Source organism: Streptomyces sp. NPDC002896 (assembly GCF_040295225.1).
Taxonomy (GTDB): domain Bacteria; phylum Actinomycetota; class Actinomycetes; order Streptomycetales; family Streptomycetaceae; genus Streptomyces.
The window spans coordinates 97,830-110,633 of the sequence record NZ_JBEOVA010000021.1 but is presented as its reverse complement, the minus strand read 5'-3'; the positions used below and the strand labels follow the sequence as shown (position 1 = coordinate 110,633).

10 protein-coding genes are annotated in these 12,804 nt (G+C 72.2%); 5 read left to right on the top strand and 5 right to left on the bottom strand.

Annotated elements, in window-relative coordinates; genetic code table 11:
* The first annotated feature begins 182 nt into the window (after positions 1–182).
* A complete protein-coding gene (locus ABT009_RS31790; protein WP_351302702.1) occupies positions 183–761 on the top strand; it encodes an RNA polymerase sigma factor in 579 nt (192 codons plus the stop codon).
* Entirely contained in the window at positions 758–2,179 is a 1,422-nt protein-coding gene (locus ABT009_RS31785) for a zf-HC2 domain-containing protein (protein ID WP_351302699.1), read from the top strand. The genes ABT009_RS31790 and ABT009_RS31785 overlap by 4 nt, the downstream gene beginning before the upstream one ends.
* Positions 2,180–2,214: 35 nt before the next feature.
* On the opposite strand, the gene purU is transcribed toward ABT009_RS31785, so the two are convergent.
* Complete coding sequence (gene purU / locus ABT009_RS31780) at positions 2,215–3,096, bottom strand: formyltetrahydrofolate deformylase (protein ID WP_351302696.1); 882 nt, start codon at positions 3,094–3,096, stop codon at positions 2,215–2,217.
* A gap of 191 nt (positions 3,097–3,287) precedes the next feature.
* Positions 3,288–3,788 carry an SCO4402 family protein gene (locus ABT009_RS31775; protein WP_351302693.1) on the bottom strand — a complete coding sequence of 167 codons (501 nt, stop codon included), beginning with the start codon at positions 3,786–3,788 and terminating at the stop codon, positions 3,288–3,290.
* A gap of 117 nt (positions 3,789–3,905) precedes the next feature.
* On the opposite strand from ABT009_RS31775, the gene ABT009_RS31770 reads away from it, so the two are divergent.
* Positions 3,906–5,198 carry an ABC transporter substrate-binding protein gene (locus ABT009_RS31770; protein ID WP_351302690.1) on the top strand — a complete coding sequence of 431 codons (1,293 nt, stop codon included), beginning with the start codon at positions 3,906–3,908 and terminating at the stop codon, positions 5,196–5,198.
* A gap of 45 nt (positions 5,199–5,243) precedes the next feature.
* On the opposite strand, the gene ABT009_RS31765 is transcribed toward ABT009_RS31770, so the two are convergent.
* The 3 genes from ABT009_RS31765 to ABT009_RS31755 form a co-directional block, all read right to left on the bottom strand.
* Entirely contained in the window at positions 5,244–6,899 is a 1,656-nt protein-coding gene (locus ABT009_RS31765; protein WP_351302687.1) for a transporter, read from the bottom strand.
* Complete coding sequence (locus ABT009_RS31760; protein WP_351302683.1) at positions 6,896–7,684, bottom strand: ABC transporter ATP-binding protein; 789 nt, start codon at positions 7,682–7,684, stop codon at positions 6,896–6,898. Before ABT009_RS31760 ends, ABT009_RS31765 begins: the two co-directional genes overlap by 4 nt.
* 124 nt (positions 7,685–7,808) lie before the next feature.
* Entirely contained in the window at positions 7,809–8,516 is a 708-nt protein-coding gene (locus ABT009_RS31755) for a bifunctional DNA primase/polymerase (protein WP_351302680.1), read from the bottom strand.
* 253 nt (positions 8,517–8,769) lie between these two features.
* Between ABT009_RS31755 and ABT009_RS31750 the strand changes: the two genes are divergently transcribed.
* The gene (locus tag ABT009_RS31750; protein ID WP_351302677.1) at positions 8,770–10,152 is read left to right on the top strand and encodes an NsdA family TPR-like regulatory protein; all 1,383 of its coding nucleotides are present in this window, start codon (positions 8,770–8,772) and stop codon (positions 10,150–10,152) included.
* 229 nt (positions 10,153–10,381) lie between these two features.
* A complete protein-coding gene (locus ABT009_RS31745; protein ID WP_351302674.1) occupies positions 10,382–12,364 on the top strand; it encodes a hypothetical protein in 1,983 nt (660 codons plus the stop codon).
* Positions 12,365–12,804: the final 440 nt, after the last annotated feature.

The following is a 12,804-nucleotide window of genomic DNA, read 5'->3' as shown; positions in this document are numbered from 1 at the left end:
TCGTATGCTCACAGTACGCGCAAGAGAAGTCGACGGAAGGGCCTCGGGTGGCCAATACCACTTCGAGGCCTGAACTGGCCGGGCATTGACGCAAAGAGCCGTGCCCCCAGTGACCGCCGACTACATTCGACACAGGGTGGCAGACGCACGGAACGCGCGGCACGACCAGGTGAGGGGGTCCCATGGCCAAGGAATCACCGCCCCGCTGGGACCGCAGGATGCAGCAACGACTGGCGCGCGGCGAGGCGGCGGCGCTCGGCGAGCTGTACGACCGCTTCGCGTCGCTCGTGCACGGACTGGCGCACCGCGTCCTCGGCGACGAGGAGGACGCCGACCGCATCACGCGCGAGGTCTTCGTCCATGTCTGGGAGAACCCGGAGGCGTTCGACCCCAAGCAGGGCCCGTTGCGCTCCTGGGTGGCCACGCTCACCCACCGGCTGGCCGTGCAGCGGCTGCGGCAGACCGAGGCCGCGGCGCTGGCACGGGACGGCTCGGGCACCACGGAGGATCTGGAACGCAAGGTCCGCCGCGCCTCGGCGGCCGCCCGCGCCGACTACATCGTGACGAACATGCCGGCGCCGCTGCGGGCCGCCCTCGAACTGGCTTACTTCCAGCGCCGCGACTACCGGCAGGCCGCCGCCGACCTCGGTGTCACCGAGGACGAGGCTCGGCGCCGGCTCCGGCTGGGCCTGCAACTTCTGTCCACGGCCCACGACAACGGCGCCTCGGGGACACCGCCCGGACACGGGAGGTCGTGGTGAACGGTCCCGAGCGGTTCGAGCCGTACGACGACGGGGGTGCAGGGGGAGCACGGGGAGACGACGGCGCAAAGGGAAACGGAAGCGGAAGCAGGCGCGGGGGCAAGCACGGCAACGGGCCGGGCGACGTGCCGCCGCGCATCCCACCTCCCCGCTCCTCCGTGGAGGACGGCGAGCAGCCGCTGCCGGACCTCCCGCCGGCCGCCCCCAGCGCGCCGACGACCGCGGCTGCGCCTCTCGTACTCGAGCACCGGGTCCTCAAGTCGCTCCTGGGGGCCTGGGCTCTTTCCGCGTGCTCCGCGGAGGAGGCCGAGGCCGTCGAGGCGCATCTCGGCACCTGCGGGCCGTGCGCCGAGGAGGCGCTGCGGCTGCGCGACGCGGTGGCGCTGCTGCATCCGCCGGAGCCCCTCGACCTCGACCCGATGCTGCGCACCCGGGTCCTGGAGGGCTGCCTCGACCGTCGGCCGCCTCTCATTCCGGTGCCGGACTGGGTCGCTCCGTATGACGCGGAGGCGGCGCGTCTCGACGCGCTGCTCCAGGACTTCGGCGACTCGGAGTGGCACGCCCCGGTGCGGCTGCGGTGGTTCGACCGCGACGGGCTCGTAAGCCGCAAGACCACGGTCGCGGGGGTCCTCGCGCATCTGATGATGGTCGACGGCCTGGTGGCGCTCGCGCTCGGTCTGGACGATCTTCCCCCGATGGTCGAGGCGTCCGGGCGCGGCGGTGACGCGGGCGGGTCCCGTCCGGGTCCGGCCGAGCGCACGGAGGCGTACTGGCGCGCGTCGCACCGGCCGCCCACGCGCGCGGTACGGCTGCCGTGGCGCGACCAGACCCATACGCTCGTGAGCACGGTGGCCTTCGAGGCCGGGCGCGGCTCCGGGGCCTCCGTCTTCGCTGCCGGCTCCGGTGCGGGATCACGAGGTCCAGGCCGTCTTTCCGTCGACTACGGCGACTTCGAACTGCCCCTGCGCGACTCCATGCTGGACCGCGCCTTCGAGTGCTGGGTGCACGCGGGTGACATCGCGGACGCCGTGGACTACCCGTACGAGCCGCCTGCCCCGCGCCATCTGCACCACATGTTCGACCTGGCGGCGCGTCTCCTCCCGACGGCGCTGGCGGCGCGGCGGCGCGCCGGTCTCGCGAGCCCGCCCCGCCGGCTGGTCGCCGCCGGGACTCCGGGCCGCACCCTGCGGCTGGAGGTCGAGGGGGCCGGCGGCGGCGAGTGGCTCATCGCCCTCGACTCCCCCGGAGCCGTCGCATCCGCCGAGTACGAAGTGGCCCATATCGCCCTGGACGGCGTCGAGTTCTCCCGTCTGGCCGCGGGGCACATCGCCCCCGACGAGGCGGTGGCAGGCCTGGACGGCGACCGCGAGGCCATCAGGGACGTACTGTTCGCAGCGGCTTCACTGAGCAGGATGTAGACCGCCGCCGCGCCGCCCCAGCGGCACGGAGAACCTCAGGCAAAGATCACCGTACGGTGCCCGTTCAGCAGAATCCGGTGCTCCGCATGCCACTTGACGGCCCGCGCCAGCGCCTGGCACTCCACGTCGCGCCCGATCGCCACCAGCTGCTCCGGCGTCACCCCATGGCCGACCCGCTCGACCTCCTGCTCGATGATCGGCCCCTCGTCGAGGTCGGCCGTCACATAGTGCGCGGTCGCACCGATCAGCTTCACACCGCGCGCATGCGCCTGGTGGTACGGCTTCGCGCCCTTGAAGCTCGGCAGGAACGAGTGGTGGATGTTGATGATCCGGCCGCTCAGCTGCTTGCACAGGTCGTCGGAGAGCACCTGCATATAGCGGGCCAGCACCACCAGCTCCACGTTCTCCGCGCGGACGAGCTCGAGCAGCTGGGCCTCCGCCTGCTCCTTGGTGTCCCGCGTGACCGGAATGTGGTGGAACGGAATGTCGTACGACGCCACGAGCTCGGCGAATTCCGTGTGATTCGACACGACGGCCGCGATCTCCACGGGCAGCGCGCCGATGCGGGCGCGGAAGAGGAGGTCGTTCAGGCAGTGCCCGAACTTCGACACCATCAGGACGATGCGCATCCTCTGCTCGGCCCGGTGGATCTGCCAGTCCATCTGGAAGGAGTCACCGACCGCGGCGAAGCTGGCCCGCAGCTTGTCGACGGTCACCGAGGACTCCGCCGAGAAGTGCACCCGCATGAAGAACAGTCCCGTGTCGTGGTCGCCGAACTGCTGGCTGTCCTCGATGTTGCAGCCGGTCATGAAGAGATAGCTCGACACGGCGTGCACGATGCCCTTCTTGTCAGGGCAGGAGAGGGTAAGGACGTACTGCTCAGGGGACACGGAAGACCCAGCCGACTGCTCGCTCATGCGGCCAGGGTCCCACAGCAGCCCCGGCGGCGGGCAATCGCACCGCCTCAGCGTCTCAAGGGCCGGGAGGGGGCCCGCAGCCCTGAACGCAAAGTCATCACCCGGCCACGGAACGCAACAGGAGGCGGCGCGCTTCGACCGCAAGGGCGGCCAGGGGAGCTGATCCTCGGCCCCAGCCGGCGCCCGCCCCGTCAGGCAGACCGGGTCAGTATCCGCAGCACCTCGAGCGTCCGCGGCGGCGCGTCCGGGTCGTCCCCGTCGCTCACCGCGAGCCGCACGTGTGCGTCCCGCGCGGCCCGCACCGCCTCGGGCCACGCGTGGTGGTCGAGATACGCGGAGACCGGGGCGTCCGGCCCCACCTGGTGCACGATCCGCAGCACGCGCAGCACCGCGGTGTCCACCAGGGCCGCCTCCTGCGAGTCGCGGAAGATCGTCCCCACGTACTTCTCGGCGGACCAGTTGTCCAGCCAGGTGTCCTCGACCAGGCGGTACACGGCGTCGGTGACGTCTCCGTACCCCTCGACACCAGCCAGCCAGACGTCCCGCTGGAAGCCGGGCTCGGAGAGCATGTGGAGCGCCGAGCGCACATTGCTGCGCCAGCGCCACCACGGCATGTCGTTCACAGGCATGCCGCCCATGGTGGAGTAGCGGCGGCCGCGACGGGAAGACTTCTCCGAACCTTGCACGGTCACCGATAGTACGTTCCCCTGTCGGCCGACCGATTCGACCCCCGCAATTCACCCAGGCGTCACCATGCGTTGCCCCAAGATCATGCCCGGGTTAGAGATGCGGCGGAATCGTGCATGCCCATGACCGGCAGGCGACGCATGAGCCCCTCTGAACCCGCTCCTCCCCGCCCGGCCAAGGCGGTCCTGCTCGCTGCAGGTGCCTTGGCGGCGTGTGCGTCCGTCCTCGCCGCATGCGGCGTTCTCCCTGGGGCTACGGGGGGCTCCAGGGAGCCCGTCACCGTGATGACGATGGCGCCCGAGAAGACCGAGGCGACCAACAAGCCCGGAATGCCCGCCATGGCGCTGGCGTATGCACGCTGGGTCAACGCGAACGGCGGCATCGGCGGCCGTCAGCTGAAGGTCATCACCTGCAACGACCACAACGACACCGTGGGCGCCGCCGACTGCGCGCGGCGCGCGGTCAAGGAGGACGTGGTCGCGGTCGTCGGCTCCTACAGCCAGTTCGGCCGGTCCTTCCTCGCCCCGCTGGAGGGCGCGGGCATCCCCTACATCGGCGGCTACGGCCTCACCGACGAGGAGTTCACCAGCCCGCTGTCATACCCCGTGAACGGCGGTCAGCCCGCACTGATGGCCGGCCTCGGCCGCCAGCTCGCCAAGACGTGCTCGCGCGTCTCGCTCGTACGTCCCGACACGATCGCAGGCGACGAACTCCCGGCGCTGTTCGACGCAGGCCTCACCGCGGGCGGCCGCGGCAAGGCCATCGACGTACGTGCCGTCGAGGACGCCACCGACTACACGCCGCAGGCCCAGCAGGCCCTCTCGCGCGCGAGCGCGGATCCCTACACCAAGGGCTGTGTGACGGCCGCGCTGGGCGACCGCACGGACACCTTCTTCGACTCGTTCCGGCGCACCCGCGACGACTATCCGGCAGTCAGGATCGCCTCGGTGCTCGGCTCCGTCGACCAGTCGCTCATCGACCGTACGGGCGGCCGGAGCGGCGTGTACGAAGGGGCTTCCGTCACCGGCTGGTATCCCGTGTCGAGCGACCCCCGCTGGGACACCATGCGCAAGGTCATCAACGAGCACGCCTTCGGTGACAACCGGATCGACCCCACGGACGCGGGCGTGCAGACCACCTGGATCGCCTACACCGTGCTGAAGCAGGCCATCGAGTCGCTCGGCGACGGCGAGGTGACGGCCAACACCGTCCGGGACGCGCTCGACGACGGCCTCAAGGTCCACACCGGCGGCCTCACGCCGACGCTGAGCTGGCGCTTCGAGGACATGATCGCGGTCCGCGACTTCCCGCGCCTGGTCAACGCGTACGTCACCTTCCAGAAGGTCAGCGACGGGCGCATGGTGTCGGCGCAGCGGGGCTTCGTCGACATGGCGAAGACGCTGGAGGACAGCTGACGCGCCGGCCCGGGCCCGGCAGCCGGCCTGGCCCTCGCCGCCCGCTCACCCCTTGCTGACCGCCGCCAGGATCTCCGGCAGCCGCCCCGCCGTGCGGGGTGCGGCCAGGCGCAGGCCCAGAGCCGTGACGCCCGCGCCGTACGCCGTGCCGAGGGGCAGCAGCAGCCAGGTCCAGTTGTCCGCGCCCGCGACGTGCAGCCAGATGGTGAGGGCGAGGACGGGGGCGCACAGCAGGGCCGCAGAGACCATGCCGCCGAAGATCGAGATCCAGGCGAGGCCGGTCTGCCCGGGGGCCACGTTCTTGTAGCCCTCCTGCGGAATGGAGTAGGGGAAGCGTGCCGAGGACCAGGCGCCCGTGGCGAGCATGGCGCCGAGGAGGGCGAAGGACAGGCCCAGGACTTCGGGCAGTGCCGGCCAGTCGCCGAGCATGGCTGTGGTCAGGACGACCACCAACGTCGCGTACGGCAGGGTGATCACCAGCAGGGCCAGGGCGCGGCCGCGGAGTTCGAGGTACGCGTCGCGGGTGGAGGAGATCGTCATGGCGACCATCCAGAAGGACGAGGTGTCCTGGCCGAACTGGTTGTACATCTGGATGCCGAGCATTCCGGCGGCGAAGCAGGCGAAGTAGATCGAGCCGGTGCCCTGGAGGGCGTTGAAGAGCGGGACGATCAGTCCGATGGCCAGTGACGTGATCCAGGCCGCCTTGGTCTTCGGGTCGCGCCATATGTAGCGCAGGCTGCGTTCCATGGCTGTGGTGGTGCGGCTGGGGGTGCCGCCCCGGGCGTCGGCCCGGAGGAAGGGCAGCAGGCGGGCTGGGCCCGTCGAGCCGCGCACCCCGTCGGGCTTGGGCCCTGCGGCTCCGAGCGTCGAACCGTCGGGCGAGGTCATCAGGCGGGTCAGATTGCGCTGCCAGGAGCGGAGCAGGGCGGCCAGCGCGGCCACGGTCAGGGCAAGTTGGGCGAGCGCGGTGGCGTACGCACCGTCGCTGACCGAATCGACCGCGTCGACGGCCGCCGCGGGCGGGATCCAGCGGAGCACGTCGGCGAAGGGCTCGAGCGGGGCGAGGCCGCCGGCCGAACCCAGCCGCTGGGCGCCGAAGTTGACGAACTGGGCGCCGATGGCGACGACGAGGCCGCTGAGCACGGCCAGGTCGCGGCCTTTGCGGCTGGTCAGCAGCCGGACGTTGGCAGCGGCGACGGCGCGGGCCAGGGCGACGCACACGAGGAGCGTGAGGGCGATCGCCAGGACGCCGACCGCGAAGGCGGCGGCTCCGTGCGCGATCGCGATCACCGCGCCCGTCGCAAGGCAGAGCGTGAACAGCGGCCCGATGCCCACGAGGGATGCGACCAGCAGAGCCCGTACGAGAGGCGCGGGGCGCAGCGGGAGCATCACGAGGCGTGTGGGGTCGAGGGTTTCGTCACCGCTGGGGAAGAACAGCGGCATCACGGCCCAGCCCAGCGCGAGCACGGCGACGAGCAGGACGCCGAGGGCCGCGGCGTGCGCGTTGCTCCGCAGGACGATGAGGCCGATCAGCTGGAGCACGGCGAAGAGCAGGGCGACGGCCATGGAAGCGATGTAGGCGGCGCTGCGCCCGGTGGACTGCCTCAGTCCGTTGCGCAACAGGGACAGCTTCAGCCGTACGAAGACGGAGGTGAGGGACTCCGCGGTGGCGCCGTCGGATGCGGTCGCGGTGGTGCTCATCGGGCGCCGCCGCCGAGCCAGTCGAGATCGGACCGGGCAGTGCGGGCGCCGGCGCCCACGAGTTCGAGGAACGCTTCCTGCAGCGATGCCGCCTTCCCGCGTACTTCCTCGAGGGTGCCGTGGGCGCGGATGCGGCCGGCGGCCATGACGGCGACCCAGTCGCAGAGCGACTCGACGAGCTCCATGACGTGGGATGAGAAGACGACGGTCGCGCCGGAGGCCGTGTACCGCTCGAGGACTCCGCGGATCGTCTGGGCGGACACTGGGTCGACGCCCTCGAACGGTTCGTCGAGGAAAAGCACTTCGGGGTTGTGGAGCAGGGCGGCGGCCAGCCCGATCTTCTTGCGCATGCCGGTCGAGTAGTCGACGACGAGCTTGTGCTGGGCCCCTGCGAGGTCGAGTACGTCGAGGAGCTGGGCGGCGCGCTTGTCGACCTCGGCGCCGGGCAGGCCGCGCAACCTGCCGGTGTAGGAGAGCAGTTCACGGCCGGAGAGCCGCTCGAAGAGCCGCAACCCTTCGGGGAGCACTCCGATGCGGGCCTTCACCTGTGCGGGGTCGCGCCACACGTCGTGGCCGGCGACCTCGACGGTGCCGTGGTCGGGGCGGAGTAGCCCGGTCGCCATGGACAGGGTGGTCGTTTTCCCCGCGCCGTTGGGCCCGACGAGACCGATGAAGCGGCCCGCGGGCAGCTCCAGGTCGATTCCCGCGACCGCGATCTGCTCCCCGAACCGCTTCCACAGCCCCTGCACGCGCACCGCCGGCACGCCCGCCGCTTCGTCAACCACTCGCCGGCCTCCCGTCGTTTCTGCGAGAACGATACGGGTGAAGGCGGCGGTTCCGTGGGGGCGACGGATCTCGGCCGGACGTCGGCCGCCTGACCTCAGCCGAACCGAGACCCGGGCGGAGGCCTCAGCGCCTGCCGTCCCGCCCGCACGCATACGCCACCGGCGAGATGATCTCCTCCGCATCGGGCAGCCACCGATTGGAGACGGTGGGACGGCAGGCCCACTGGACGGCCCCGCGCCCGCCGACCCGCGTCGGCGGCGCCGCGACATAGGAGCCCTCGCCCAGGGCGACGAGGTCCAGCGCGAGCGGCGACCACCCCAGCTTCCGCACGAGATCGGTGACCTTGGCCGCGCCGCCCGGCTGCACGAGGAAGTGCATCCGGCGGTCCGGGGTGCGGGTCACCGGGCCCAGCGTGAGCCCCATGCGCTCCATGCGGGCCAGAGCGAGGAAGCCGGCGGTCTCGGGCACGTCGAGCACGTCGAACGAGCGCCCTGTGGGCAGCAGGATCGATGCCGTGGGCTGCTTCGACCACAGGCGGCGCGCGCCGGTCGCGCTCCCGGTCGCCTGCGTGGGCCAGTCCTCGCGGGCGGCGTGGGCGCCGGGCGCCTCGCACGCCGGGTCACCGCAGGAGCACCGCTGGACGCCCTCGGCGGCCTCCAGCCAGGTGCCGGGAAACACGTCCCAGTGGCGCTCTTCCGCGTAACTCACGGCCGTCTCCAGCAGTGAGGTGCCGCGTGCCGTGTCGTGGGCTGCTCCGCGCTGCTTGGGGATCTGCGCGGTTGACGTCACTCCGATGGTCATCTCATCCACGACGGCCTCAACTCCGGTCATCCGCAAGGGTTACGGCCGCCGCACCCCGTACATCGGCGCATCGTTCCTTCATCCGGGGCGCACGGGTGCACGGCCGGGGCGCGCATGAGGATCGGCGCCAGGGGACGGGTAGGCAGCTGTGGGGTTGCAACATCACTTACCCCGGCATATCTCCCATATCGCGCATCTTCCGTTTGTCCGTGGGGCATTGATCTTCGCGGACACGACTCTTCCGGTGCACGGGCAGGCACCGTAGCCACAGGGGGTACACGCCATGGCCGCAAGGCCTCTCGTCGCGCGGCAGCCGAACGAACGGCTGCAGGCGCTCATCCAGGAAGCCGGCTGCTCCAACGCGGGCCTGGCCCGCCGCGTCAACATGTGCGGCGCGGAGCACGGGCTCGACCTGCGGTACGACAAGACGTCGGTGGCCCGCTGGCTGCGCGGACAGCAGCCGCGCGGACGGGCGCCCGCGATCATCGCGGAGGCGCTGGGCCGCAAGCTGGGCCGCACCGTCACGGTGGACGAGATCGGCATGGCCAACGGCAAGAACCTGGCGGCCGGGGTCGGTCTGCAGTTCTCGCCCACAGTGCTGGGCGCCATCGAGCAGGTCTGCGAGCTGTACCGCAGCGACGTGGGGCGCCGGGACTTCCTGTCCGGCTCGTCCGTCGCCTCGTCCGCGCTCGTCGAGCCCAGCCGGGACTGGCTGATCTCCGGGCCGGATCCGCAGGTCTCGCGGGCCGCCGGGCCGCGCGTGGGGCCCGCCGACGTGGCAGCCGTGCGGTCGATGACCCAGGCGCTGGTTGACCTGGACCACCAGTACGGCAGCGGGCACGTACGGCCGGTCGTCGTCCACTACCTCAACAGCGTCGTCTCCGGGCTGCTGGCCGGTTCGTACCGCGAGGCCGTCGGGCGGGACCTCTTCGCCGCCGTCGCGCGGTTGACGGAGCTGGCGGGCTACATGGCGGTCGACACCGGCCAGCCGGGGCTCGCCCAGCGCTACTACATCCAGGCGCTGCGGCTCGCACAGGCGGCCGGCGACCGCGGCTACGGCGGATACGTCCTGGCCGCGTCCATGAGCCACCTCGCGGCCCAGCTCGGCAACCCCCGCGAGATCGCACAGCTCGCACGCGCCGCGCAGGAGGGGGCGCGCGGCCGGGTCACACCGCGCGCGCAGGCCATGTTCTACGCCGCCGAAGCCCGCGGACACGCGCTGATGGGGGACGCGCGGGCCGCCCAGGCCGTGATCGGGAAGGCCGTCTCGGCGATGGAACAGGCCGATCCCGGCTCCGGCGACGACCCGGCATGGATCGCCCACTTCGACGAGGCGTATCTGGCCGACGAACTGGCGCACTGCCACCGGGACCTGGGGCAACCGGACGCCGCCGCGCGCCAGGCCCAGGAGTCCCTCGCCAGGCACCCGCAGTCACGCGTGCGGCGGCGCGCGATCGGACTGGTGCTCCTCGCGACGGCACAGGTCCAGAAACGCGAGGTCGAACAGGCCTGCCACACCGGGCTGCGGGCCATCGAACTGCTCGGCGGGCTGCGGTCGAACCGGGGCGCGGAGTACCTGGACGACTTCCAGGAGCGCCTGGCGCCGTACCGCGACGAACCGGTGGTACGGGAGTTCGGGGCACGGCTGGAGCTGCAGGCGGCGTGAGGGGTACGGCTGCAACGGCGGACGGAGCCATCGGGGCGCGTGCCGCCTGCCTGGACCGGGCGGGCGCGTAGCGGGGTCGTGAAGGGCGCGAATACAGCGCCGGGCCCGCGGGTTTTGTTACTGCGGCTGGTGTGTCCGCAGTAACGTCCTGAGCTGCATGGCATCGCCCTGGGGCCACCCGGTAGCGTGAACCGACGATTCCGTAAGTACCCCAGTCGTAGGAGTCCCGGTGACGCAGAGCGGACAGGGCGAGGAGCCGCGCCTTCCGGCGGCACGTCCCGTGCGAGAAGGCATCGTGCTGCCCGCCGACGGCAGCGAGCCGCTGCTGCCGGGCACCACGGGCGACCAGACGGCCCCGGCCGGCGGCCGCCCCTGGGGGCAGCCGTGGGGCCCGGAGCAGGCACCGCCCGCCCCTCCCACGTCCGGTTCGTCCGGGTACGAGTGGGGAGCAGCCACCGGTCAGGGCGCCGGGGCACCGGGCACTCCCTACGGGGGCGTCCCGGGCTGGGAGACGGCTCCCGACGCCACCGCCGCGTCCACGGCCCCGTCCTCGGCGCCGTGGGACGCGGCACAGCCTCCGCAGCAGCCTCTGACTGCGGGCCCGTACCCCGGCGCACAGCACGCCGGGCCCCAGGTACCGGGCGCTCACCAGCCAGGAGGCGGCCCCGCACCGCTGCCGCCGACGAACGCCTTCCCCACCTCCGACCAGGGCGCTGCGGGCCCGGGCGGCGTCCCGGGTGAACCGCTGCCGTCGGCCGGCGGGTACGGCGGAGCGCTTCCGCCCGCCCCGTCGACCGGCTTCGGTATGGAGCTGCCCTCCGCCGGTCCCCAAGCAGGTCCGGCGGCAGGCCTGTTTGCACAGGCCGGCCATGGCGGCCCGCTTCCTCAAGCCGGTCAGGGCGGGGCCCTGCCCCCAGCCGGTCACGGCGGACCCCTTCCCGTGGCCGGCGACGCCGGCCCGCTGCCCGCCGTCGTCCCCAGCCCCGGGCACGGGCATGGCAGCGGCCCCCAGCCGCCCCACGGGCAGGGCAACCCGCCGCTCCCCGCCGGACAGGCCACCGCTGCACTCTCACCCGACGCGCACGGCGCGGCCCTCCCGCCCGCCGTTGATCCATCCGCCGAGGCGACGCAGTACATGCCGCCCGTGGCGGGCACCGGAGCGCAGGCCGGGGCGGCCGGGGGCTTCGACGAAGGCGCCACGCAGTACATCCCGCCCGTGGCCCCCGGTGCGCTGCCGCCCGAGGCCGCCGCCGACGCCACCCAGTACCTGGGGCGCGCGCCGCGCAATGGCGCCACCGCGGGGACCGGGCCCGACAGCGAGCCCACGCAGTACATCGCCCCCGTGCCCGCACCGCCGCCCGGCGCCCCGTACGGCATCCGGCCCGGCGCGCCCGGCGACCGGCAGGCGCCCCCGGCCGAGTTCGACAGCCTCTTCCGTGCCGAGCCGGAGAGCGAAGGGCCCGCGGCCACGCAGCAGTTGCCGCGCTTCCAGCCGCCGACGGCTGCGGGGGGCCACTACGGTGCCGCCGCTCCCGAAACCGGCGGACGCGCCGCCGCACGCCAGGCGTCCGAGGGCCGCGGCAGCGGCCGTACGCGCTCGAAGCTGCCGCTCGTCGCGGCCGCAGGCATCGGCATCGCGGTCCTCGGCATCGGCGCGGGCGCTCTCCTCGGCGCCGGCGGCGACGACACGAAGGACGACAGCAAAGCCGTGTCCGCGACCGCGCCCGCCAGCGAGTCCGCGTCACCGACCGCCGACCCCACCAGGGAGCAGGCAGTCGCACTCGACAAGCTGCTCGCGGACAGCAACAACAGCCGCGACGCGGTGATCAAGGCCGTCGCCGACGTCCGTGCCTGCAACAACCTCGGCCAGGCCGCCACCGACCTGCGGAACGCGGCGAAGCAGCGCAACGACCTCGTCACACGCCTCGCGCAGCTCTCCGTCGACAAGCTTCCCAACAACGCCCAGCTGACCACCGCGCTCAACAACGCCTGGAAGGCCTCCGCTTCGGCGGACAACCACTACGCCGCATGGGCCGACGAGGTCGCCGGCAAGAAGGGCTGCAGGAAGGGCGAGGCCCGCGTCACCGCGAACCAGCGCGCGGGCAACCGCGCGAGCGGCACCGCCACCACACAGAAGACCAAGGCCGCCACACTCTGGAACGCCATCGCATTGCAGTACGACCTGACGCAGCGCAAGCCCTACCAGCTCTGATCGCCGGTACTGGGGACGGGGCCCGGACTGGGGAACGTGCCCGGGCCGGAACGCAGACGACCCGCGGGCCATGGTCCCTCCGAGGAGGGAGCCGGCCGGACGTACCGGCGGCCCGCGGGTCGGGTGACTGCGTGGAATTGGCCGGCTGCGCGCTCAGCTCGCGCGCTGGTCCGGCACCGCACTCGATGTGGTGACGGGCCGCTAGCCCGCAGCCACCTCTTCCGTCCGGTATCCATTCATCTGCCGAACCACCTCCCTTCCGAAGTAGTCACACCCTAGGCACGGCATCCGGCACCCCTCAAGGGATTTTCCGAGATGTCGGCGACGAAGAGGACCGGGCGGGTTCCGGCACTCGAATCTCCAGCGCGCAACGATTTCCCGGGAACTCTATGTGTGCTGGGTCACGTTCGAGTTGAATGATCCGTGGTGCGGTACACGTA

Coding starts and splice junctions, on each gene's coding strand:
- ABT009_RS31790 (WP_351302702.1), top strand. CDS start 183: ATGGCCAAGGAATCACCGCCCCGCTGGGACCGCAGGATGCAGCAACGA.
- purU (WP_351302696.1), bottom strand. CDS start 3,096: ATGAGCGAGCAGTCGGCTGGGTCTTCCGTGTCCCCTGAGCAGTACGTC.
- ABT009_RS31770 (WP_351302690.1), top strand. CDS start 3,906: ATGACCGGCAGGCGACGCATGAGCCCCTCTGAACCCGCTCCTCCCCGC.
- ABT009_RS31765 (WP_351302687.1), bottom strand. CDS start 6,899: ATGAGCACCACCGCGACCGCATCCGACGGCGCCACCGCGGAGTCCCTC.
- ABT009_RS31755 (WP_351302680.1), bottom strand. CDS start 8,516: ATGACCGGAGTTGAGGCCGTCGTGGATGAGATGACCATCGGAGTGACG.
- ABT009_RS31750 (WP_351302677.1), top strand. CDS start 8,770: ATGGCCGCAAGGCCTCTCGTCGCGCGGCAGCCGAACGAACGGCTGCAG.